At 57.4% G+C, this 23,191-nt stretch carries 17 protein-coding genes; 5 read left to right on the forward strand and 12 right to left on the reverse strand.

The genetic code is table 11. The features are described from left to right. Positions 1 to 15: 15 nt before the first annotated feature. Positions 16 to 375, reverse strand: a complete 360-nt coding sequence (locus tag HX814_RS25375) for a helix-turn-helix domain-containing protein (RefSeq protein ID WP_008433396.1) — start codon at positions 373 to 375, stop codon at positions 16 to 18. Between the two features lie 98 nt (positions 376 to 473). On the opposite strand from HX814_RS25375, the gene HX814_RS25380 reads away from it, so the two are divergent. The 3 genes from HX814_RS25380 to HX814_RS31560 all read left to right on the forward strand — a co-directional run bounded on the left by HX814_RS25380 (position 474) and on the right by HX814_RS31560 (position 2,513). Further along, positions 474 to 1,223 (forward strand): SDR family NAD(P)-dependent oxidoreductase, encoded by a 750-nt coding sequence (locus HX814_RS25380; protein ID WP_003217670.1) that lies wholly within the window; start codon positions 474 to 476, stop codon positions 1,221 to 1,223. 251 nt (positions 1,224 to 1,474) lie between these two features. Then, the gene (locus tag HX814_RS31555) at positions 1,475 to 2,011 is read left to right on the forward strand and encodes a hypothetical protein (RefSeq protein ID WP_256344051.1); all 537 of its coding nucleotides are present in this window, start codon (positions 1,475 to 1,477) and stop codon (positions 2,009 to 2,011) included. Between the two features lie 82 nt (positions 2,012 to 2,093). Further along, positions 2,094 to 2,513: a hypothetical protein gene (locus HX814_RS31560; RefSeq protein ID WP_256344052.1), complete on the forward strand. Its 420-nt coding sequence runs from the start codon at positions 2,094 to 2,096 to the stop codon at positions 2,511 to 2,513. Between the two features lie 332 nt (positions 2,514 to 2,845). On the opposite strand, the gene HX814_RS31800 is transcribed toward HX814_RS31560, so the two are convergent. The 4 genes from HX814_RS31800 to HX814_RS25405 form a co-directional block, all read right to left on the reverse strand. After that, entirely contained in the window at positions 2,846 to 3,616 is a 771-nt protein-coding gene (locus HX814_RS31800; protein WP_177009523.1) for an asparaginase, read from the reverse strand. Positions 3,617 to 3,789: 173 nt separating this feature from the next. Continuing rightward, positions 3,790 to 6,024, reverse strand: a complete 2,235-nt coding sequence (locus tag HX814_RS25395) for a hypothetical protein (RefSeq protein WP_177009524.1) — start codon at positions 6,022 to 6,024, stop codon at positions 3,790 to 3,792. 2 nt (positions 6,025 to 6,026) lie between these two features. Continuing rightward, positions 6,027 to 7,184, reverse strand: a complete 1,158-nt coding sequence (locus tag HX814_RS25400) for an ATP-binding protein (RefSeq protein WP_177009525.1) — start codon at positions 7,182 to 7,184, stop codon at positions 6,027 to 6,029. Positions 7,185 to 7,482: 298 nt separating this feature from the next. Continuing rightward, a complete protein-coding gene (locus HX814_RS25405) occupies positions 7,483 to 9,147 on the reverse strand; it encodes a hypothetical protein (protein WP_177009526.1) in 1,665 nt (554 codons plus the stop codon). A gap of 373 nt (positions 9,148 to 9,520) precedes the next feature. On the opposite strand from HX814_RS25405, the gene HX814_RS25410 reads away from it, so the two are divergent. Further along, complete coding sequence (locus HX814_RS25410) at positions 9,521 to 10,786, forward strand: hypothetical protein (RefSeq protein ID WP_177009527.1); 1,266 nt, start codon at positions 9,521 to 9,523, stop codon at positions 10,784 to 10,786. A gap of 160 nt (positions 10,787 to 10,946) precedes the next feature. Continuing rightward, positions 10,947 to 12,113, forward strand: a complete 1,167-nt coding sequence (locus HX814_RS25415; protein WP_177009528.1) for a reverse transcriptase family protein — start codon at positions 10,947 to 10,949, stop codon at positions 12,111 to 12,113. A gap of 740 nt (positions 12,114 to 12,853) precedes the next feature. On the opposite strand, the gene HX814_RS25420 is transcribed toward HX814_RS25415, so the two are convergent. From HX814_RS25420 to HX814_RS25450, 7 genes are all read right to left on the reverse strand, one after another. After that, positions 12,854 to 14,434, reverse strand: coding sequence for an ABC transporter ATP-binding protein (locus tag HX814_RS25420; protein ID WP_177009529.1), 1,581 nt, complete (start codon positions 14,432 to 14,434; stop codon positions 12,854 to 12,856). Positions 14,435 to 14,449: 15 nt separating this feature from the next. Next, on the reverse strand, positions 14,450 to 15,472 hold the full coding sequence (locus tag HX814_RS25425) for an ABC transporter permease (RefSeq protein ID WP_173883025.1): 1,023 nt from the start codon (positions 15,470 to 15,472) through the stop codon (positions 14,450 to 14,452). Then, positions 15,472 to 16,536 carry a microcin C ABC transporter permease YejB gene (locus HX814_RS25430; protein WP_008433386.1) on the reverse strand — a complete coding sequence of 355 codons (1,065 nt, stop codon included), beginning with the start codon at positions 16,534 to 16,536 and terminating at the stop codon, positions 15,472 to 15,474. The genes HX814_RS25425 and HX814_RS25430 overlap by 1 nt, the downstream gene beginning before the upstream one ends. Then, positions 16,523 to 18,361 (reverse strand): extracellular solute-binding protein, encoded by a 1,839-nt coding sequence (locus tag HX814_RS25435; protein ID WP_177009549.1) that lies wholly within the window; start codon positions 18,359 to 18,361, stop codon positions 16,523 to 16,525. Before HX814_RS25435 ends, HX814_RS25430 begins: the two co-directional genes overlap by 14 nt. A gap of 129 nt (positions 18,362 to 18,490) precedes the next feature. Beyond that, positions 18,491 to 21,430 (reverse strand): TonB-dependent receptor, encoded by a 2,940-nt coding sequence (locus HX814_RS25440; RefSeq protein ID WP_177009530.1) that lies wholly within the window; start codon positions 21,428 to 21,430, stop codon positions 18,491 to 18,493. A gap of 191 nt (positions 21,431 to 21,621) precedes the next feature. Continuing rightward, entirely contained in the window at positions 21,622 to 22,575 is a 954-nt protein-coding gene (locus HX814_RS25445; protein ID WP_177009531.1) for a FecR domain-containing protein, read from the reverse strand. Beyond that, positions 22,572 to 23,084: a sigma-70 family RNA polymerase sigma factor gene (locus tag HX814_RS25450; RefSeq protein ID WP_003217684.1), complete on the reverse strand. Its 513-nt coding sequence runs from the start codon at positions 23,082 to 23,084 to the stop codon at positions 22,572 to 22,574. Before HX814_RS25450 ends, HX814_RS25445 begins: the two co-directional genes overlap by 4 nt. Positions 23,085 to 23,191: the final 107 nt, after the last annotated feature.

Below are 23,191 nucleotides of genomic sequence, written 5' to 3' on the forward strand. Positions count from 1 at the left end.
GGATATTTCGCGAATTTAAGGCTGGGCGAGGGCGGTCGCTCGGCGCTCACTGATGCGTTCAACCGCCAGCATATGGTCGGTGCCCCATTGGCAAAGCGGCCCCAATGCCTGGGCCAGCGAGCGTCCGAAGGGAGTCAGGGAGTATTCGACCTTTGGCGGTATCTCCTTGTAGTCGATGCGCGCGATGATCTCATCGCGTTCCAGCTCCTTCAATTGCTGGATCAGCACCTTGTCCGTCACGCCGCCAACGGCGCGCCGCAGTTCGCCATAACGGTGAACTTCATGGGCCAGGTGATACAGGACCAACGGTTTCCATTTCCCGCCAATCACCGCCAGGGCGGCGTCGAGCCCGCAGTTAAAGGTGCTGTTTGACATGTTTTTGCCCTCAGGCTGGGTACTTACCAAAAGGTGCATACTATTCAAAACAATAGCGCAGATCTACGCTTGGGCCTCAACATTTGAGGGAAACACTCATGAGCAGGCTCAACGGGAAAATCGCCATCGTCACCGGTGGCAACAGCGGGATCGGCTTGGCCAGCGCCATACGCTTTGCGGCCGAAGGTGCACAGGTCGTTATCGTGGGACGCCGCCAGGATGAACTGGACAAAGCCTTGGTCCTGATCGGGCATGACGCGATCGCGATCCAGGGCGACATTTCAAACCTGCGTGATCTTGAGCGGGTATTCGCACAGATCAAGGCTGACAAAGGTCGTGTTGATGTGTTGTTCGCCAATGCGGGCCTTGGGGATCTGGAGCCCATTGGTGCGATCACGGAGGAATCGTTTGATCGCACCTTTGGCGTGAACGTGAAAGGCACGTTGTTCACCGTACAGAACGCGTTGCCATTGATGAGCGCCGGTGGCTCGATTGTGCTGACAGGTTCGACGACGGCCTCGATGGGCACCGCAGCGTTCAGCGTCTACAGCGCGTCGAAAGGCGCACTGCGAAACTTCGCAAGAAGCTGGGCGCTGGATCTGCAAGGCACAGGTATTCGCGTGAACGTGCTTTCACCTGGGCCGACAACGACACCAGGTTTGGACAGAGCGCTATCAGGTACCGGCCAGAAGGATGCGATTGTCGATTCGATGGTTACGCGTGTACCGCTGGGTCGTATGGGGCAGCCAGATGAAGTGGCGAATGCGGCATTGTTCCTGGCATCGGATGAGAGCAGCTTCATGACGGGCAGCGAGATGTTCGTGGATGGCGGTTTCGCTCAGGTGTGATCCAGGCTCATCGACCAAATCGAGACAGGCTGGGTTTGGTCGATGAGGAGCGTGGTGCACTGGTTGAAATCTGGCTGGCACTGGCCCTGATAACGGATCATATGATTACGCATAATGTATATTATGTTAAATCATATGCCATGTTATAAATGTTCATGAGGCTCATATGGTACTGATTCGACAAACACGCTTCTGACGTCCAATCTCTCAACGGGCCCTGTCTTTATGTTCATGGCGAGTCATTCAATGTGGTGGCTGCCGATGAAACTGATTCAGTGCCGTTTCTCTTCAGGTCAGGTCTGCCGTTGCTCGTGCAAGCTGGTCAAGCCGATAATCTTGTCGCCCGAATCCGCAAAGCTACAATGGCACCTTTTCCACAGATTGATCCGCGCACCCGTGACCAGTACCTGCGGTTGCTGAAGCAGTACCTGTCCTGGTGCGTCACCCGTTACATTCCGCGCGCACGTCACAACTCAACCACCCAGGCTAACATCGAAGTTGTATTTGCAGATGTCGCCGACGTCATTGAGCGGCGCTTTGAGAGCCATATCATCAACGCTCGTCCTGACCACTCTCGTTACCGCAGCCTGACAGATACTCACCTCCAGATCATTCGCACATTGATTCGCCCGGGCTCCGCGGAGAATCCGTTTCCAGAACGGCTGCAGTTGCGCAATTGGCTAATGATTGAATTGCTGCTGGAGACCGGTATCCGTCGCGGGGAGCTTCAAGCTCTACGCCACCGATATCAATCAGGGTTCTCAGCATGCTTATCTCAGCATCAATGACCGCGAACATGACCCAGGAGATCCGCGCGGTGAAGAGCCTGCACTGAAAACACACGGCCGGACCGTAGACATCTCGACACAGTTGTATGAGGTCTACGAGCGCTATATTCAGAGCGAGCGACGCCCAAAGCGTGACCGAAAACCTATGAAATTGCTGTACCGCTATTTGTTCATCTCGGATCGAGGCCGCCCGCTGTCGATCCGCGCGTTGTCGAACGTGCTAGATCGGCTGTTCCTGACCATTGAACTGGCTCATCCGGGGTTGTTGCCTACACTATCTGCGCATGACTTTCGCCATACCTTTGCAGATCGGTTTTTGGCTTACCTGGTCGAAAAGCGTGGGCATGACCTCGAGCGCGGCACGGACGAATTCCGACGAGTCTGCGGTTGGTCTGAGACTTCGACGATGCCACGTCGTTATGCAAGTCGTTATTTAGCCGAGTCGGTCAATCTCCACAACGCCCAGCGAGCCTCGGCAGCCTGGAGCCGACTTGACTGTTAAGGAGGTTCGCCGTGACCATATCAGTTGATCAAGAACACGCGTCACCCTCCTCCTCTTTGCCAGCCTACATGTTCAAGGGGCCGGCTCAGGTTGCGATTCGAACGCGCACCAATGATCAGCCAAAGTACGTCGATACCCGTCTACCGGCGTGGACGTGGTACGACGGTGGACTCGCAATGACAATCGACTGGGCTGCGCTCCATCTGTAAGCGGATGGCGAACACACCTTTACACCGCACCCACGTCGTAAGCGCTTGGCGAATCCACCTTACGGCTTTGTAACGAACATACCGTGTAGCAGCTTGGGTGATCGGGAATCGAGTGGCCGGATCTCAGAGCTTGGCTAGCTGCAATCTTGTCTGCAATTGACCTACGCACTCACCCGCAATGCTCCTCACAGCTGGATCAACCCATGGCTTTAGAAGCTCATGTTCGCGAATCAAGCCCAGCTGTAGTAGTACGCTGACAGCGGTCGTGTAAAGCGGCCCTAGGCTTCCGTCTGCAATTTTGATAGCTATACCCAGGCCGCGACTACGAATCCCAATTGTGTAGACCCCATCTGCGCCGACCTTAGCAATGCAATCGCCATTAGATGCGAGCGCTATGGCCTGATCACAACGACCCGTACCTGACACCATCTCGGGGTGGGAAGCCATCGCGGAAGCAATCGAAGACAATGCATTATCGTGATCACTATCAATGCCCGACTCGCCGGTGGCAAGACGCGCCCAGAGCAACGCAAGGCGCGACAATGGCATGCCGTAGTTTGGAGCACTGCAACCGTCTATTCCAGACCAAAGCTGGTTTGACGGGAGGTCTGCCAGCATCGCAATGCCTTGACGGATATCCACTTGGAGAGGGTGATCCGGATCAAGGTAATTTTGGTTATGTCCATGTAAAGAACAGTAGCCTAGAAATCCCGCATGTTTACCTGAGCAGTTGTTATGCCTCTGATCGAATGTGCTCCCAAGCGGTGGTAGGTTATGTTCACCGTACTGAATCGGCAGATGGCATCCGCAACGCAGGTCAGCTTCTGACTTGGAAATTTTTTCAAGCAGCCGGGAGACTGCTATCACGTGAAAATCTTCGCCCCGGCCTTTCAATAAGGATACTGGTTTATCGCTATTGTTCGGTGAACGGTATCAAATTAGACAGTTAACCAGGAAGCTATTGAGAGTTTCGCCATAGGACTCAACTGACACCGCGGTGAAATAGGCCACCCCCGGCCATAAGCTAGGGGTGGTTGGCATCTGAATTCAGGAGCGGAGGTATAAACTTAAAGCGGAGACCCCGCTTCAGGGTCAAGCAGGTGTACGATTTCAGGGATTTTGTCTTCCAAAACCTTGATTAGCCTTTGTCGTAGGCGCGCATCTTCGGTCTTATGGAGTCGAATTTTTTCGATGGCCAACGCCATCACGAACTCCATGGCTGCCTCTCCTCGTTCGTACCCATAACCTGCGGCCAGGCGATAGATAATGTCCGACATCGCCAAGCTTTGGGTTTCATTGGCACGGTAATCCAGCTCTGTTGGTAACGCAGCATGGAGGAACGCTGCCTGAATCACACCGTCGTCGAATCTTGAAAACACCTCTGGCGACAACAGCACTTGTTGGAGCTCACCTGACTCCAGGCGTTTGGCGTTCGCAACTTTTTCGCCGTACCTGGCGTTTTGCAGAATCCATAAGATGGTCAGGAAGATGTCCGTGGACGTTGCAACCGTGACGTTAGTTTTTCCCTCGGGCTTGCCATCCACGAACGCGAAGCCTCGAGCCAGCGTCATCGGCTCACCAGTCTGGCTGCTGGGCCAGAAAGGATTCAACGCCAGTCCCTGAGCAGGCGCTTGGTTAAAGACTTCCATTCGCTTACTGATCGGGTCAGAAAATTTACTGCTAATCGAATGCAAGGACTGCAGTAGATCCCGCTCTTCCTCCCAGTGCCGCGCGCATGCCAGTTCAGCAGCAGGGATCTCGATGTAGGTTTTGAAGATAAATCGGCTATGGTCTTTCGCTGGCTGTGTCAGGTTGGCATGCAGCTCCCTCATCGTCTGATAGCTTCGGCCGAACAGCGCACCTGCTATGTAGAGACGAGTGCCACTCCGCTGGGCAGTACGCAACCGCCGACTAACGCTTTGTAGCCGAGAGCCACGCTCAACTGCAGCGGTCAGGACAATCACCGAACCATCGAATCTCGTACCAGCATTGAAATCATCAAACGACACCCTGTTTTCGATCTTAACTCCACACTCTTCGAGGTAGGCAATGGTTTTGTCCGCTAGCTGGGCACTTGCTTCATCGTCATCGTGAATGATCCACCGCGTGGATGACACCGCTTCTTCCAGCAGAACGGTGTCGAACCATTCCTTGAACCCTGGAGTTTCAATCAGCTTGCTCTTATCGACATGCACCGTTCGCGACCGTGTTCCAGGCTTGTCCTGTCTGAAACAGCTGAACAGACCTTCGCCCATATACAAATAGAACTTGGGCTGAAGGATCGTTGGGGCGTGGTCAGTGGTGATGTTCAGGAGCTTGGTGTCACTGTGCTCAGCCACGAACCGCTCCCCGTGAATACGGATGAGCCCCGTGCCACCGGAGTCTCCCTCGTTGAGCACTTCAAAATCCGCTGGCTGCTTCAGAGTATGCAATATCGAACAACTGTCCGAAGTGGGCTCGAACGACAAGATGGTCGTCACAAGACACGAGTCAGCACTGTTGATCTTCACCCACTGGTCTGCCAGCCCGCATCGAGTGGAGGCCGAGATCAGGCACATCGCGGACGCGCCTTGCGGCAGAGGCCCATCCTTGACCAAGCCTTCATGCGAGTGGAAAGATCGAATGTCCGCGATAAGCGGCTGCTTGAAACGCATGAGGTACATTTGCAAGGAAAAAGCCAATGGCAGTAATGCGATCGTGTCCACGTACAAGATATCGGGGGGAGCTTGCCTTTTGTCTTTGATCTTCTTGATGAGTGGCAAGCACGCAAACGCCAAGAAATGGGCATGGTGCGCTTCTGAGAGCAGATCCTCAGCACGGATGAAATAGTTTGAGGCGCGAGACGAGGGTTTTGAGTAGAAGAACCCCGCGGGTGCTTTCTTCAATACGTCGGAGCGCTTGACCAGGCTAGCAAGGCCAGCTTTTGCAATGGCTCGCGATTGAGCCTTTATCACCGCACCGACCTTGGTATCAATGCCTGAAACATGCACATAGTCGGTGATCGCACCTGTCTCATCATAGAAGCCCACCCCGTACGTTTGAGGTGAGCCCGGCCCCTTTCGCTCAAACTGAGCCATCAGTGGCGAAGCCCTGTCAGCCTTGTGAGCTTTGAACTCTTCAAGCGTGTACTTGGGAACAAGGAACAGCAGCGCATCTGGCATAACGTGGCGGGGCAACTGAGTCTGCAGGGCGTGAGCAATCTGGCTTCCGGTGAAGAAGTCAGGGCCAGTGAAAAAGACAGCGAGATGCAAGGGCTTGCCGTCCTGACGAAGCTCGGCTTCGAAATCCATGAGATCAAACATTGTCAGCCCACCGGGATGCAGATAGTAAATACTGTGCCTTCAGCGGCGGCCAATCGTTCCTTAGTACCCCTGGCTGATGGTTCGAACTCCATCATTCCACTGCTTCCTTGAAAAGCTTGATTTAACGAAAGGCGCCCTGTACGTACTCGTACGTAAGCCTTAAGTCTGTTAAGCGCCTGTAGCGCAAGAAAAAGTCCCATCCCGGACGCAGCTGCGTCGGGTTTGGAAGTGATATGGCTTCTGAAGCAATTCAATGTCGCTCGTAGCTCATCATCGAAGTCGAGTTTTTCAAGACTATCGACCGGACGTCCTTCTTGGGCAGTAAGCCAACGCCTAGCAAGGCCTGGCCCGCTGTCGATGACCGAAATTTCGAGGAAGTCCAGTGTTTCCGACTTCAAAAAAAGCTTCAGTATGAAGCGTGCCAGTTCAGGCTCACGGTCGGAGTAAGCCAAGGCGTCTTTGCGATTGATCCGATTGAGTTTGATCGAGGTACCACGCAGCGCCTTTTTGTATTTGATTCCAGCGACATCAGTCACTGCATGCTGATCAGCGTTATCAATCAACTCTCGCAGAACACTCCCCAGTTCGGGAAGCCCGGCTTTAAGCAGAGTCGCCCTGTCCTGTTTCGCAGTCATTAATTCCGATGACTGTGCAATTAAGTGGGAAAACCATGAGTGAGGTTGAACATGTGGCGAGCTGTGATCGAAGTAGAAAGGTTTAATAAATTCTCGTTTTGCGAAGTTGACACTGAACAGGTTGATAGCCGTAGGTCGAGCACCTTTGGTGCTGGAGGTGTTACGGATGTCGCCGACAAACATCGCCTCAATCAATGGCTTTATCGCCAGCAGGGCTTCACGACGGTCTACGATCTGGTGATCCTCTGCATGGATCTCGCTGCTCATTATGAGAGCGAAGAGCCCCGCGGCGCTTTTGGCAATTTGAGGAATTTGGGCGATAGCCTCCTCAATCGGGGCGTAGAGATGCAGGACTGACTGCTCATAAGCCCGGGCCCAGGTAACGATCAACTGAGCAAGGGCCGCATCTACCCCTAGCCCTCCGCCATGGCTCATGCTGATCGGCAGCCTGAGTTGTGGATCGTTACCTATTGAGTCGTAAAGGCTTTCGATGTCGTACAGGTTTAACTTACGGCTGATCTGCATTCAGGCCTCACGCTCCCTCGTTGCTTACGTACCGGTCGGCTACCAATTGTTGACTTTTGGGTAGCCGGAAATTTATGGAGAATGTACTCGAAACGGAAAAATTCGGCGATCTGAATCGCCCTAGGTTTCGTAGACACCTCCAAGCCTAATAATGGGGTCCCAAAAGGAGGACCTGTGAGTCGTCAGCGTTACTCAGAAGACTCAAGATCGAAGCGTTCAAGTGACCAAGCCGGGTTCTTTATTAGCTTATGATGACTGAACGACGCGCTTGCCCTGAGCGATTGACTACAAGAGCCATTCATGAAATGTGCTTAAACAGTAATCCCGTCGGCGAGTTTGCACGAGCAATTTGTTCTGCCTGCAGATCTTTATACTTTGTCCTGATGTCCTTGAGATTAGGGAGCCCAACCATCCCTAAAAAACCACCCAGCGCGCCTAAGCCCACATTCCCTGTCAGGGCCCCCGCTACTCCGATTGTTCCGGCAGCCAGACATGATGCAACGTCGATTCCGTAAAGCTTGAGTTTTTTGTTGCGCGCGTCTTTCAGCGACGCCTGGTGCGCTGCGAAAGCCCGATCCAGGTTTTCGACGACTTGGTCGGCTGTCCGGAAGTAATTCTCTGGTCGCACCTTGATCAGCTCAGAAACACCCTGACCCAGTAAAGACCTCAGCTCTTCAGCCAAACCAGCCTTCCGGATATTGAGCACTGTTTCCGGAGGAACGTTGCCGAGCCACTCTAAATTTTTATCTGCTTCAGCACTCAATGCACGCATCACATGCATGCTTTTTCGATCATCAATTGGACGCTCTACCACTCCACCTTGGTAGTCCAGCATCCAATTGAAGTACTTCCACGACGTCTCCGCGCCTATAAATGGTGTCCCGCCAAAGTGATTAGCGCACTGCTGAGAGGCCAATGCTTGGGGCATGCGTCCCAAGCAAACATGCAACACATGATTTCCTGCTATAGCAGGGTTCAAGCCTGGGGTGGCTCCATCTCTCAGAGCTCTGACCAGTTGCGCACGAGCATCTCTCCCCCACTCTGTATTAATGACCAGTCGATCAGCACCTTTAAGCTCGGCAAGCACTGCGTCGATAGAAGCCAGCTTTTCACAAAACTCCACCAGGTGTTCAACAGACTCGAAATCACGGCCAAACAGGTAGCCGCCATGATCACAGGACAGAGGCCGGCTCTGCTCAGCTAGCAGCTCTCTATCTTCATCATTCATATCCTTTGGATTAGGTGAAATGACCACCAATGGAGGCTCTATTTCCGCCAGTGCGATATCCCTATAAGTCATCGCATTCAAAACGTGCTTGATAAATAGCTCAACGACCTGTTTGGCTGGCAATGCTTCAAAAAGCGGGGCGATCTTGAGAATCGGGCAAGGGAGCACAATAGTGTCGATGTAAAGTCCGGCGGTCGATATAACGTTTTCCCAATGCGCGGGAAACAGGTCACCAGAGAAGGTGGCTTTGAACTGCTGGCCATCTTGAAGGTGGAATGCGGCGGGATCTGACACCGATGACCAGAACTCCCTGATACCCTCTGCGAGTTCAGGCAGAGCTTTTGTACAATGCTTCACCAACTCATCATTTCTCACCGCAACTGCAGCCGCCTGTGCAGGTGTCGCATCGGCCTTGACCATCGGCTTGTAAAGAAAATCAAATTCCCGGAACAGAAATTCGAAATATACACTCTGGATTTTTTGCAAGCTTGCAGATTTTTTAGAGTCCTCTCGGTAGGCAAAGGCTCTAATGGCCAAAGTCATGGCCCGAATCCGACCATCAACAGTAGTCGGATCGACAAGCCCGTCAGGGCGTAACCGAATCGCCATTAAACTTCCTCTGAAGTCATCTACCAGATGCGCTGCAATATGAAGTTTTCCTTCATCGAGCCGGGCTCGGAGCAAGAAGACTCTGTCCGTGAGATCCTGAACTTCTTCTTCGGAGTATTGGCGCATCCTAGTCATCTCTTCATCGTTCAATGGTGTGTCGGCACTAACGTCCCTCAGATATTCTATTGCAGATCACGCTGGCAGCGCACGCGACGTTGCTTTCATCGTTGCGAAAGGGATCACGGGCGACGTTACGGACGAGCAAACGGAGATGGGCTTACAGCCCTGTCACCCGCCGCCCGTGAGTTCGCGATCCTTGCATACTCAAGAACTGCTGGACTGAACAAACGAGCCGACTCCACTATGCTGGCTTGGCCCCGTCCAAAACGCGACGCATCTGCCAATACCAATGGTCCAGTGCGATCAACATAACCAGGCGACGCCAAGCTTCCCCGATAGCGGCCAACACCCACACCAGCAGAAACAAAAGGGAGACATCGTGCAGCCATTGAAGGAGCAAGAAAAAACCCAGCTATGGCTCGATCAGTTTGGTAGCTCCGCCGACCGTCTGTTGGCCGAAAGGCTGCTCGACTCGATCAGCTACTGCCCTCTCAACGAATTCAGAAATAGCCTCACCAAGCTCATAAAAAACACACTTCCACCAAAGTCCGCATCAGCGCTTTTCATCGAGCGCGAACTACAAAAAACAAGAGCTAAGCTCCCGCCTCCGATCTACGAGTCGAAAAAGACCTACAATCCAAGGTCAAAGAAGAAGCACCTGCGAGCTCAGGGCGCAGCGATACAGGCCATTAAATCGCTTAAGTACACCAGCCAAGATATTGGAAGTGAAACGCTAACGACCCACGTCGCAACTACACTCTGCCGCTCCAACGGCACTCGTTTTCTGCTTCAGCCCACTGCAAACAATGTCAGAGATTCCAAAGTCAGAAACTTCGTCATCCTCACTGACTTTATCGGCAGCGGAGACCGAGCATTCGCGATGCTTGATGCCATGTGGAATGTTCCCTCAATTAGAAGCTGGCACTCGGGAAGGTTCATAAAATTCTGGGTGATGGCTTACAGCGGTACAGGGCAAGGCATCAGAAAAGTTGAAACCCATAGGTTTTCTCCAACCGTCGCCGTTGTGACCGACTGCCCTACCCTTCATAACAGCTTCGATGCAGACCTGGAGGATATGAAATCCCTCTGCAAAAAATACGGAGCACACAGCGACAACCCATTAGGCTGGAAAAACACCGCCGCGCTACTGGCCTTCGAACACGGGGCGCCGAACAACATGCCGGCGATATTCATCTCGGAGAAAAACAGAGGTAAGAGAAGATGGGCGCCCCTCTTTCCAAAACGTGTCACCGATGTCCTTCGTCAGTCCGCCCAGCTTACTCAAACCAATATGGACAGCCTGTTCAGCAACGCCCTGAACTCTCTCCAAGCCAATGAAATTGCGCAGTCCCCTCGATTCAAACGATCCAATGACCAAAGCAAATCCGCAATCATCGTTCTGCTAGCCCACTCGCAAGGCAAACGACGAATAGCGGAGCTGCGCCGAGTCCTGCCACTGTCTTTAGACACGCTCATCCACGCATTAGATCGTGCAGTTCGCAGGGGCTGGATCACCAACTCGGGAGCGCTGACGCTGGCGGGCCATAAAGCCATCCGCTTCCTCAGACGCCAGGGGCGGAAGTTTTTTGTAGCCCCCGCGCCCCTCGCTCCGTATTATCCAACGCAGCTGAGGGCTCCGCATTAGCGGAATCTAGTATCCCGCACGTTGTGCGGGCGGTTTGGGAGCAAATTATGCTTACCGTCGAACGATCTGACGCGTACTGGAGGTTGGCAGCCTTCGTGGTGTTCGCTATCGAAGTCTGGCGCCAGAAGGCTTCCATCCGCAGGGCGGAATTCAAAGGTAGATGACCCGCTGGAGCTCTCAGCCCTATCTAAAAGCAGGCCGCCAAGCAGGCGTGTCTGAGAGTATTCTGCAAAATGCTGTGCAGACGGCAAAGCAGATGAAGCACAGCTGCCCGCCTATATTTACCCTGAAGCACCTCGCTCACCTGACTGACGTCCCATATCCTTTTTTACATCGGACGATTAGCCGCAAGTACAGGGAAGAAGCGTACAACGTCTTCAAGCTGAAGAAGCAGAATGCTGGGCACAGCCCAGATCGGTTCAGGTGGATCTGTGCGCCCACTGAGGATTTGCTCCGGGTGCAGCGTTGGATCAACACCCATATCCTGTCCAAAATCCAGCCGCACGAAGCAAGTTTCGCCTACGACAACCGCAACGGGGTGCTGGAGACCGCACAACTGCACTGTGGGGCGACATGGCTGATCAAGCTCGACCTCACTAACTTCTTCGAGTCGATCTTGGAGCCTCAAGTCTACGAGCTCTTCAGGTCATTCGGTTACCAACCACTGGTGGCATTCGAGCTTTCGAGGCTCTGCACCCGTGTTCGCGCCAGCAGTAACCCGGATCAACGACATGGCAACAAGCCGCTTCCTCCGGGCTTACCCTATTCCGGGGACACCCGCATTGGCCACCTGCCCCAAGGAGCCGCGACGTCTCCGAGGATTGCCAATCTGGTCATGCAGTCCTTGGACGAGACGCTGCAGACCTATGCGACAGAAAATGATTTGATGTATTCGCGGTATGCGGACGACCTCGTATTTTCCTCCAAAGGCGTATTTGACCGGCCACAGGCTACTCTGCACATCAAGGCTATCAACAAGTGCATCGCTGAGGAAGGGTTCTGGCCAAACACTGCCAAGACGAAAATAGTCACGCCAGGCGCCCGCAAGATCGTACTGGGACTGCTGATTGACGGCGGCACACCTCGGCTTTCGAAAGCCTATAAGAAACATGTCAGTGACCATCTCTATTATCTGGCCCACCCCAAGATCGACGCCATGGCCCATGCGACGCGGCGTGGATTTCATTCGCTGCAGGGACTGATCAATCACATCAGCGGGAAGATCGCCTACGGCTTCAGTATCGAACCCGACTGGGCGAACGAGCACGGCAAGCGCCTCAAAGGCATCTGTGCGAAGCTTCATGTTGACCATGTCCTGTTCCCGTGAATCCCATCGTTAGCAGAAACACTCTCGGGAATCCGTGAATCGCCCAGTATTCTCTAGAGACCTTCGAGCCTCACAATTGAGGCTGTTGGGAGGTGCCATGAGCGACTAGCTCCGGGACATACCACACTGCTCAATTCTGAGCCTGACAGGGACTACCCTATTTCCAACCAGTTACCAAAGTCTGTTTTTTTTGAAAATCAGCATTCATCACCCTCTGGACTGAGACCGTCAGAGATTTGGGCGACGAGGCTAAGGACGGCGGAGAAAACTAGGTCTATGAACATCTATCGATGAACAGCTGTATTCATTTCTGGAGCATTAAGCCAGCGGTGTTCGACTCATGAGCGACTCATGAACATCTGACATCGCCCACTTGTTAAATGACGTATAGCGCCCGGGATTTGCTTGAGCAGGAAATGCGCTCGAGTGGCTAACGCACCTTGCCCTTTCAGATCAAACCGACCGGCCATGTACTTGGGGACAGTCAGTGCCAGCGCGACGACAGCCAACACCAGCGGTAAAAGCGAAACCCACAGCACTGTATTCCAGCCATAAGCCGACAGTAACCCACCCGACGAAAAAAACCCGACCGCCATTACGCCGAACACTCGGAGCTGGCCTACTACGTCATTTATCGGCCTGAGTGCGCCAGCCTGCCCAAACTGACGACGTTCCGGGACTGGTTGTTGGCAGAAGCACAGCAGACGGTAAAGCGTGAGATCAGCGCCCACTAGGCTGTACTACTCGCGATTCCTCAACGACGACGCTACCAGCAAATCCCGCGTATAGGCATGCTCCGGTGCGTCGAACAATTGCTCGGTACTCCCCGCCTCCACCACCACGCCATCCTTCACCACGATCAAGTCGTGAGCCAACGCCCTTACCACCGCCAGGTCGTGGCTGATGAACAAGTACGTCAGCCCATGTTCCTCCTGCAACCTGCGCAGCAAGCTCACCACCTGCTTTTGCACGGTGCGGTCGAGGGCTGAGGTGGGTTCGTCGAGCAATATCAAATCCGGCTTGATCACCAGTGCGCGGGCGATCGCGATGCGTTGGCGCTGGCCGCCGGAGAATTCGTGGGGGAAGCGATGGCGTGTATCGGGGTCGAGTCCGACGTCGCGCAACACGGCAATCACTTGAGCTTCGCGCGCGCAAGCATTGAGGTCCGTGTGTACGCGCAGGCCTTCTTCGATGATTTGCTGCACGCTCATGCGCGGACTGAGGCTGCCGAACGGGTCTTGAAACACCACCTGTAGTTTGCGCCGCCACGGACGCAGGGCCTTGCCTTTGAGTGCGTCGAGGGCCTGGCCCTGGAAGCGAATGCTGCCTTGGGCGTCGATCAACCGCAGGATCGCCTGGCCAAGGGTGGATTTGCCCGAGCCGGATTCGCCAACAATGCCCAAGGTTTTGCCACGTTGCAGGCGCAGGTCGATGCCGTCCACCGCCTTGATCGGCGGTTTGCGCCGCAGCAGGCCGCCTTGCGGGAACCAGACCTTGAGGTTGTCCACTTCCAGCAGGTTGCCCGCCGTTTCACGCACCACCGCCCTGCCCTCTGGCTCGGCTTCGAGCAACTGCCGGCTGTAGGCGTGCTGCGGCGCGGCAAACAGTGCCTGGCAGTCGGCCTGTTCGACGATCTGGCCGGCGCGCATCACCGCCACGCGCTGGGCGATGCTGCGCACCACGTTGAGGTCGTGGCTGATCAACAGCAGCGCCATGCCCAGGCGTTGCTGCAGGTCTTTGAGCAGCGCAAGAATGCGTCGCTGCACGGTCACGTCCAGGGCCGTGGTGGGCTCGTCGGCGATCAACAACAGCGGTTCGCAAGCCAGGGCCATGGCGATCATCACCCGCTGGCGCTGCCCCCCGGAGAGCTGATGCGGGTACGCCGCAAGGCGCTGGCGCGGCTGTTGGATGCCCACCAGTTCGAGCAACTCCAACACGCGCTCACGCGCCGCCGCACCGCCCAGGCCTTTGTGCAGCAGCAGGGTTTCGGACAGCTGCCGTTCGACGCTGTACAGCGGGTTGAGCGAGGTCATCGGCTCCTGAAAGATCATCGCGATGCGATCGCCGCGAATCTGCCTTAAACGCTCCGGCCGCGCGCCGAGCAGCTCTTCGCCCTGGTAGCGAATACTGCCCTGGGTACGCGTGGTGTGGGGCGGCAGCAATTGCAGGATCGAGTGGGCGGTCACCGATTTGCCGGAGCCCGACTCGCCCACCAGCGCCAGGCACTCGCCCGGGTGAATATCCAGGTCGATGCCACGCACCGCTTTGTGCCCGTCGAACGCCACTTTCAGGTTACGAATTTCAATCAACGCGTCAGTCACGGCACAGCTCGCTTATCAGGATCGGGGGTCGAAGGCGTCGCGGCAGGCTTCGCCGATAAACACCAACAGGGACAGGATCAACGCCAACGCAAAAAACGCGGTCAGCGCCAGCCACGGGGCTTGCAGGTTGTTTTTTCCCTGGCCGATCAACTCACCCAGGGACGCACTGCCCGTGGGCATGCCGAAGCCAAGAAAATCCAGGGCGGTGAGGGTCGAAATGGCCCCGGTCAAAATGAACGGCAAGTAGGTCAAGGTGGCAGTCAGCGCGTTGGGCAGAATGTGCCGCAACATCACCTGAACATCGCCCACACCCAGGGCTCGCGCGGCCTTCACGTACTCCAGGTTGCGCCCGCGCAGGAACTCGGCGCGCACCACATCCACCAGGGTCAGCCAGGAAAACAGCGCCATGATCCCCAGCAGCCACCAGAAACCCGGTTCGACAAACCCGGACAAGATGATCAGCAAGTACAGGACCGGTAGCCCCGACCAGATCTCGATCAGGCGCTGCCCCAACAGGTCAACCCAACCGGCGTAATAGCCTTGCAGCGCGCCGGCTGCGACCCCGATCAAAGTGCTCACCACGGTCAGCGCCAAGGCAAATAACAGCGATACCCGGGTGCCGAAAATCACCCGCGCCAATACATCCCGGGCTTGATCATCGGTGCCCAGCCAGTTGCTCGCGCTGGGCGGCGCCGGCGAAGGGGTCGTGAGGTCGTAGTTGACCGTGTCGTAGCTGAACGGAATAGGCGCAAACAGCATCCAGCCGCCCTGCCCTTCAATCAGTTCATGCACGTAAGGGTCACGGTAATCCGGCTGAAACGGCAACGTGCCGCCGAAATCCTGCTCGGTGTAGCGCTCGAAGGCCGGGAAATACAGTGAGCCCTGGTACGCCATCACCAGTGGCTTGTCGTTGGCCAGCAGTTCGGCACCCAGACATACGGCGAACAGCGCCAGGAACATCCACAGCGACCACCAGCCGCGGCGATTGCGCTTGAAGTGCAGCCAGCGGCGACGAGTGATCGGAGTAAAAACCGGCATCAATGCGACCTCGCGGAAAAATCCAGCCGGGGGTCCAGCAGGCGGTAGCACAGGTCGCCCAGCAACTTGATGACCAACCCGACCAGGGTAAAGATAAACAGCGTGCCGAAGACCACGGGATAGTCCCGTGCCACTGCCGCTTCGTAGCTCAGGCGACCGAGGCCGTCGAGGGAGAAAATCACTTCAATCAGCAACGAGCCGCCGAACAACATCGCGGTGAGCGCCTGGGGCAGGCCAACCACGATCAGCAGCATGGCGTTGCGAAACACGTGTTTGTACAGCACCTGTTTTTCGCTGAAACCCTTGGCCCGCGCGGTCACTACGTACTGGCGGCTGATCTCGTCGAGGAAGCTGTTTTTGGTGAGGATGGTCAGTGTGGCAAAGCCGCCAATCACCAGCGCCGATACCGGCAAGACAAGGTGCCAGAAGTAGTCCACGACCTTGCCCGCCCATGACAGGCTGGCAAAGTTCTCCGAGACCAGGCCGCGCACCGGAAACCAGTTCAACAGGCTACCGCCGCCGAATACCACGATCAGCAGCAAGGCGAACAGGAACGCCGGCATGGCGTGGCCGATAATGACCGCCGCACTGCTCCACACATCGAAGCGGCTGCCATGGCGCACGGCCTTGCGGATGCCCAGCGGGATCGACACCAGGTAACTGATCAGCGTGGCCCAGAAGCCCAGGGACAAAGTCACCGGCAGTTTTTGCAGGATCAGGTCGGTGACCTTGGCGCCGCGAAAGAAGCTATCGCCAAAATCCAGCCGCGCGTAGCTGCTGAGCATCAACCACAGCCGCGCGCCAAGGGGCTTGTCGAAGCCGTATTGGCGCTCGATATCGGCCACCAGCGCGGGGTCCAGGCCACGAGTTGTGCGCGATTCATTGCTGCCGGTTTCCACCCGTGTGCCGGCCACCGACGCTTGGCTGCCGATGCCTTGCAAGCGCGCGATGGCTTGCTCAACCGGGCCACCCGGGGCGGCTTGCACGATAAAAAAGTTGACCAGCAGGATGCACACCAACGTCGGCACGATCAGCAATAAACGGCGCGCGCTATAGGCCAGCATGTTGGGAGACCTCAGTCAGTTGACGCATCTGTGCGGTGGTCAGCGGTGTCGGGCTCACTTCCCACCAGGTGTCGATGCCCACGTCATTGAGCGGCGCTGTGCGGGGCCGACCAAAACGGTTCCACCACAGCGAGGACGAGCCCGGCGGGTAATAGTTGGGAATCCAGTAGAAGCCCCACTGCAACACGCGGTCGAGGGCATGGGCGTAGCGCACCATGGTCGGGCGGTCGTTGGCGCGGACAAGGCCATCGATCAAGGCGTCCACCGCCGGGTTGCGCAGCGCCATGTAATTGTTGGAGCCAGGGTCATCGGCACTCTCGGAACCGAAGTAGTTGGTCAGCTCGCGGCCCGGCGATGGGCTGACCGGGTAGCCGTTGACGATCATGTCGTAGTCCCGTGCGCGCACGCGGTTGGCGTATTGGGCTGAGTCGATCATGCGGATCGTGAAGCCGATGCCGATCTGCGCCAGGTTGCGTTTGTAGGGCAGCAGCAAACGCTCGAAGCCTTTCTGGGCATTCAGGAAGGTGAACTGCAACGGCGTGCCCTCGGCGTTAACCAACTGGTCTCCGCGCGGGGTCCAGCCCGCCTCGGCCAGTAACTTCAGCGCTTGCGCCTGCTGCGGCCGAATGCGCCCGCTGCCATCGGTGCGCGGCGGCTGGTAGACCTGGGTGAACACCTCCTCCGGCACTTGCCCGCGCCAGGGTTCCAGAATGGTCAGCTCCTGGGCATCCGGCAGCTGGGTGGCCGCCAATGCGCTGCGGGAAAAGAAGCTGCGCTGGCGCAGGTACAGGCTGTGCATCATCTGCCGGTTGCTCCAGTCGAAATCCCACAACAGGCTCAGCGCCTCGCGCACGCGGCGGTCCTGGAACTGCGGTTTTTGCAGGTTGAACACAAAACCCTGGGTGCCCTGCACGGCATTCGGCGCCAGTTGTTCACGTTGCAGACGACCGTCGCGCAAGGCCTCGCCGTCGTAGCCCACCGAATAACTGGTGGCGGAAAATTCGCGATTGAAGTCGTAACCCTGGGCTTGCAGGATCTGGCGCGACACGTCGCCGTCGGCAAAAAATTCAAGCCGCAGGGTGTCGAAGTTGTACTGCCCCTGCGTCACCGGCAGGTCTCGCCCCCACCAGTCCTTGACCCGTTCGAAGGTGACACTGCGGCCGTTGTCCACGCTGCTGATACGGTACGGGCCGCTGCCCACCGGCGGTTCAAAGCCGCCGCCGTTGGCGAAATTGCGCCCCTGCCACCAATGTTCCGGCAGCACCGGCAGTGAAGCGAGGTCCAGGGGCAAGGTGCGATTGTCGGCGCTTTTGAAGGTGAACCGCACTTGGGTCGGCGATTCCACCAGCACCTGGTCCACATCGGCAAAGCTTTGGCGATACGCCAGGCTGCCTTCGGTGGTGAACAGCTTGAAGGTGTAGGCCACGTCCTGCGCGGTGATGGGCGTGCCATCGGCAAACCGCGCCTTGGGATTGAGGTAGAAACGCAGCCATGAATGGTCATCTGCCAGCTCCATGCCTTGCGCGACCAACCCGTACACGGTGTACGGCTCATCCTGCGAACGGTACGCCAACGGGCTGTAGAGCCAACCCTGGATCTGGGTGATGCCGGTGCCTTTGTCGACATACGGGATCAGGTGATCAAACGCCCCGCCTTCCATGGACGAACGACGAAAACTGCCGCCCTTGGGCGCGTTCGGGTTGACGTAATCCAGGTGTTTGAAGTTGGCCGGGTACTTGGGCGCTTCGCCGTATACCGTCAAAGCGTGCGTCGGTTGAGCGAGCAGTGACGGCGCCCAAAGCCCCGTCAGCACTGCCCACACCATGAAGCGAAACAGGCTCACAAACTCAACTCCTTTTCCAAAAACACTGAAGACTCACTTATGCAGGGTTGTGCGTCGACGCCAGGGTTTTTATAGAGCACCGGTTAGACCGTTAGCGCATGTGCTTATGCGCTACTTGCCGAAGTGGTAACTCACGTCCAGCCAGACCTGGCGGCCATAGGGGTCGTAGTTGCCGCTGGGGTAATACGGCCAGCCGGCGGAGTCATCGTGCTTGACCTGATTGAGCAGGTTGTTGACGGTCAGGCCGACACTCGCCTGCTCGTTCACCTGGTAACGGGCGCTGGCGTTGAAGGTGGTCCACGGCGACAGGCGCCCATCGCCGGCGCCATTGGTCACGCTGCCGTAGCGAATGCCGGTCAGCGTGGTGGTGAGGTGCTGGTAGTCCCAGGTCAGGCTCGCGTTGACCTTGCTGCGCCAGTCGTGGTTGTCGGTGCTGGAGCGCAGGTTCTGGGTTTGCGCATCGTCCGATTCCTTGAGGTAGTGGGACAGCACCAGGCTGTAGCCAATCGCCGAACTGAACGCGCCGTACTGGCCTGCGCCCCAGCGAATATTACTCTTGAGGTCCAGGCCGCTGACCCGCTCGCTGGCGGCGTTGATCGCATTGACCTGCACCCGTTGCAGCACGTTCGGGTCCACTGCCGCCGTGCTGGCATTGCGCTGGATGCGTGCCAGGACGTCGGCGCAAGTGGTCGCATCAAGCTGGCCGTTGCGGCACTGGTTTTCCTGTTGCAGCAAGCGGTTGATGTCGACGGTGGTCAACAGGTCCTTGATTTCGACGCGCCAGAAGTCGGCGGAGAAATCAAACTGATGTGAGGGCGACCAGACAAAGCCATACGTCCAGGACTTGCCACGCTCGGAGGCGAGGTCCGAATTACCGGTCTGGGTGTAATCCACGCGGCCTCGGTCACACGCCCCCTCTACGCCCTTGCTGCAACCGTAATAGTCGATCTGGTCAGGCGTGTAGCCATTGGTCGCGGCCTGGTAGAGGTAGTTGAGGTCGGGTGCGCGAAAGCTGGTGCCGTAGCTGCCACGAAACAGCAGGCTGGTCACCGGGCGCCATTCCAGGCCCAGGTTGTAGGTTTTTTGTTGCTCGGTGCGGCCACTGAATTTGTATTGGTCCCAGCGCCCGGCCGCCGAGGCGAGCAAGGTGTCGGTAACGGGAATGCTCAGCTCGCCACCCGCGGCGTAGCGGTCACGCGAACCGCCTGAATTGGAGGCCGGCGTGGTGTTGTAAAACGTGCCGTCATTGAGTTGGTCGTCGACATCGACGCTGTAGGATTGCCGCCCCACTTCGGTCACACCGGCAAAGCCCACCGGCCCGGCGGGCAGCTCGAACAGGTCGCCGTTGATGTTGGCGCTGAAGGTTTGGGAAACCGATTTACTCTTCTGCACCAGGTTGCCGCGAAACTGATCCCACTGCTCCGGAGTCAGCGGCTGGTCCAGCCGCGAAGGGTCTGGCGCGAAGACCGGGTGCCCGTCCTGTGTGCCCAGTTGCGGCCCGAGGTAGTAATCGCGGATGCCGCTCAAAGGCGTGTAGCGGGTGGTGCGGTCGCTGGTGTACTCGGAGCGGTTCGCCGCAATCTGATAACCCCAATCACTGTTGGTGAACTTGTCTTCCAGGCCCAGGGTGCCGGTCCAGGACACTTCGCGCCATTTGCTGTTGTTGCTGGTCTTTCCACCGATTTCCTCGCTGGAGAAGTTGCGTGACCAGCGCTCCAGGTTACCGGTGTTGCGGTTGATAAAGTCCGGCGAGGTGAAGCTTGGGCCGCGCGTGTTGTTCTGCGTGTGATCAAAGCCAAACATCAAGTCGGCGAACACTTTGCCGGTGTCGCTGAAGTGCCAGGTGCCGCGCGTGTAGCCGTCATAGTTTTCCTTTTGCGCCTGCAAGGTCCAGTAGTCGTTGTAGTACTGGTTGGTGGTGCAGCGGGTGCTGCTGCCACCGAGCTTGCCGTTGTAGATACCGCCGTAGGCACCGCAGCCGGGGCCAAGGTAGGCGCCGCTGTCGAGGTTACGGCGGTAGCCCACATCCTTGGCCGGGCCGTCGCTCATAAAGCCGCGCTGGTTGGCCCAGATCGGTTGGCGCTGGGTCAGCTCCAGGCCGAATACCCCGTCAAAATCGCCCCAGGTCTCGCCGCCGCTGATCTGCAGGCGCTGGTTGTCTCCGCCGCCACGCTCGGCGGCGCCACCACGCAGATTGACGTCCACGCCGCTGATTTTGTCTTTGAGGATGATGTTCACCACCCCGGCAATCGCGTCGGAGCCATACACCGCCGAGGCGCCGCTGCTGAGGATCTCGATACGCTCGATCATCACCGCCGGGATGTTCGCCAGGTTGGTGAAGTTGACCGCGCCGTCGTACGCCGTGGGGTAGTCGGCCACGCGCCTGCCGTTGATCAGCACCAGTGTGTGGTTCGGCCCCAGCCCTCGCAGGTTGAGGGCACTGGCGGCCGGTTGGAAGGTGTTGCCGTAGTCTTCGCCCTGGGTCATGCCGGTGTTCTGGGTTTGCGAGGCGATGGCGTCGTAGACGTTTTTGTAGCCCCTGCGGGTGACTTCGTCAGCGGTGATGACCGTGACCGGCGACGGCCCTTCAACCTGGGCACGGGCAATGCGTGACCCCGTGACCACGACCTTTTCCAACGCCACATCACCCGGGACTTTCGCCGCCGTGGGCGCCGCCTTGACCGCCGCTGCAGGTGGCTTGGCCGCCCGGCGCAGGGTCCAACCGCCGTCGCCACTGGGCACGGCGTCAAGGGCTGCACCGCGCAGTGCCTGTCGCAGCGCTTGCTCGGTGGTGAAGGTGCCCCGCACCGGCGCGCTGGTCAGGCCTTGCACAAGGTCTTGCTGGAAGGAAATGATCTGCCCGCTGCTGCGTGACAGGGTCAACAGCGCTTGGTCGAGGGGGCCGCTGGCGATATCAAAATCAAAAGTCTGGGCGGTCGATATTGCAGACAGCGGCTGTGCCAGCACCGCCGTGCCATGTCCCGCCAAGGTCAGGCCAATCGTCAGAGACAGTGCCGCCAGAGATGCGCGACTGAGAGGTTTGAGTTGCATAGTTGAGGTTCCCATCATTGATATGCCGTTGATGGGTTGAACAACAGATCGGGTTTTTTTATAGGCGGCCGTTAGGCTAAAAAAGCATGGGTTTATAACGGCCCGAAACAACACTCCCAGGCAGATACACCCTGGCCTGTATTGGGTTGTGCAACAGTGGCGGGGGTTTTATAGGGCTGGGAAAATTATTTTTATCGGCGCTCGATACTGACCCAATAAGGGCTGTGATAATCGATCTGCACCGGCAAGGATTTGGCCAGCAATTGCAGGGCGCCCTGGCTGTCGTCCAGCGGAAAAATCCCGCTCAGCCTCAGGCTCGCCGCCTCGGGGCTGACGCGGATGATGCCGCGCCGGTAGTCACGCAGGGCTTGCACCACTTCACCCAATGAGCGGTCACGCACTTCCAGCAAGCCTTGGGTCCACGAGGCCTCGCCGCCGCTGGCGGTTTCCAGGTCGAGGATGCCGTGGGCATTGAACGTGGCTTTCTGGCCGGCACTGATCACCTGCACAGCGCCGTCGCGCGTGGTGATTTCCACCTGGGAATGCAGCATCGTGATTTGGGTTCGATCCTCGCCCTGCTGTACCAGAAACCGCGTACCCAAGGCGCGCATGCGGCCGTGTTCGGTCTCGACGATAAACGGTCTGAGGCTGTCCTTGAAAACGTCGACCAGCAGCTTGCCGTCGAGCAACTGCAACAGCCGTTGCCGAGCATCGAAATGCGTCAGCACCTTGCTGCGCGCATCCAGGGTCAATGCACTGCCATCCTCCAGCGTGAGGTTCAAGCGCTCGCCCGTACCGGTGCGCAAAGCGCCCAACGGCAACCAGCTGTCGGACAGCCGCGTGATCAGACTTCCAAACGACACAACGCCAACCAGCGCCAGGGTATTGCGCAAGAAGCGCCGGCGGCCCGACGGTGCGTTGAGGGTGTGCAACAGGCTGTCGCGGGGCATGCGGCGCAGTTCGTCATTGTTCAGCACGGCCGGAACGCCGCCCATCATGTTGAAGATTTCGGCACGCCGTGGGTCGCCCTCACGCCAGCGACGGAACGCCTGGTGCTCCTGAGCACTGGCGTGCCCGGATTGCAGCAACGCCATCCACTGCGCCGCCTCGTCGATGATCGCCTCATCCGGCGCGCTGTGGCTCATGGCTGTGTCATCGCCAGGTAGCAGCGCTTGAACGCATCGGCCATGTATTGCTGAACCCGGCTGACCGAGACCTGCAGGCGCTCGGCAATCTGCGCATAGGTCAAACCGTCCAGCTGGTGATACAAAAACGCCGCCTTGGCCTTGGCCGACAAACCGTCGAGCAAGCGGTCGACTTCCAGCAGCGTCTCGATCAACAGCAAACGCTCCTCGGGCGACGGGTGCACCATCATCGGCGCCTGGGCCAATGCTTCCAGGTAGGCACGTTCCAGGTCCTGGCGACGCCAGCCCTCATACATCAGGCGCCGCGCGATGGTGGTCAGCAACGCCCGCGGCTCGCGGATTTGCGAAGGGTCGGGCAATGCCAGTACCCGCAGGAAGGTCTCCGATGCAATGTCCTGAGCCCCATGGGCGCAACCCATCGCCCGGCTTACCCGCGTGCAAAGCCAACTGTAGTCACTTTTGAACATCTGCCCAATCAGACCGAAATGTGGGTTCTGATTTACACCCATTGCATGCTCCATGCGAATAAAGGCCATTCAGCCTGGCGGTTGATGAGCAATGGAAAGCCATCGCTGGAGGCGGACTTTGCATGAGGGGAGCATAGGTTAGGAAAGAA

It is taken from the genome of Pseudomonas sp. C8002 (assembly GCF_013385765.1).
Taxonomy (GTDB): Bacteria; Pseudomonadota; Gammaproteobacteria; order Pseudomonadales; family Pseudomonadaceae; genus Aquipseudomonas.

Excerpts from the sequence above, each read along its gene's own strand:
- HX814_RS25450 (WP_003217684.1), bottom strand. The coding sequence starts at position 23,084 with ATGGGTGTAAATCAGAACCCACATTTCGGTCTGATTGGGCAGATGTTC.
- HX814_RS25430 (WP_008433386.1), bottom strand. The coding sequence starts at position 16,536 with ATGCTGGCCTATAGCGCGCGCCGTTTATTGCTGATCGTGCCGACGTTG.
- HX814_RS25425 (WP_173883025.1), bottom strand. The coding sequence starts at position 15,472 with ATGCCGGTTTTTACTCCGATCACTCGTCGCCGCTGGCTGCACTTCAAG.
- HX814_RS25400 (WP_177009525.1), bottom strand. The coding sequence starts at position 7,184 with ATGCAGATCAGCCGTAAGTTAAACCTGTACGACATCGAAAGCCTTTAC.
- HX814_RS25375 (WP_008433396.1), bottom strand. The coding sequence starts at position 375 with ATGTCAAACAGCACCTTTAACTGCGGGCTCGACGCCGCCCTGGCGGTG.
- HX814_RS25380 (WP_003217670.1), top strand. The coding sequence starts at position 474 with ATGAGCAGGCTCAACGGGAAAATCGCCATCGTCACCGGTGGCAACAGC.
- HX814_RS25440 (WP_177009530.1), bottom strand. The coding sequence starts at position 21,430 with ATGCAACTCAAACCTCTCAGTCGCGCATCTCTGGCGGCACTGTCTCTG.
- HX814_RS25395 (WP_177009524.1), bottom strand. The coding sequence starts at position 6,024 with ATGTTTGATCTCATGGATTTCGAAGCCGAGCTTCGTCAGGACGGCAAG.
- HX814_RS25405 (WP_177009526.1), bottom strand. The coding sequence starts at position 9,147 with ATGCGCCAATACTCCGAAGAAGAAGTTCAGGATCTCACGGACAGAGTC.
- HX814_RS25415 (WP_177009528.1), top strand. The coding sequence starts at position 10,947 with ATGACCCGCTGGAGCTCTCAGCCCTATCTAAAAGCAGGCCGCCAAGCA.
- HX814_RS25445 (WP_177009531.1), bottom strand. The coding sequence starts at position 22,575 with ATGAGCCACAGCGCGCCGGATGAGGCGATCATCGACGAGGCGGCGCAG.
- HX814_RS25435 (WP_177009549.1), bottom strand. The coding sequence starts at position 18,361 with ATGGTGTGGGCAGTGCTGACGGGGCTTTGGGCGCCGTCACTGCTCGCT.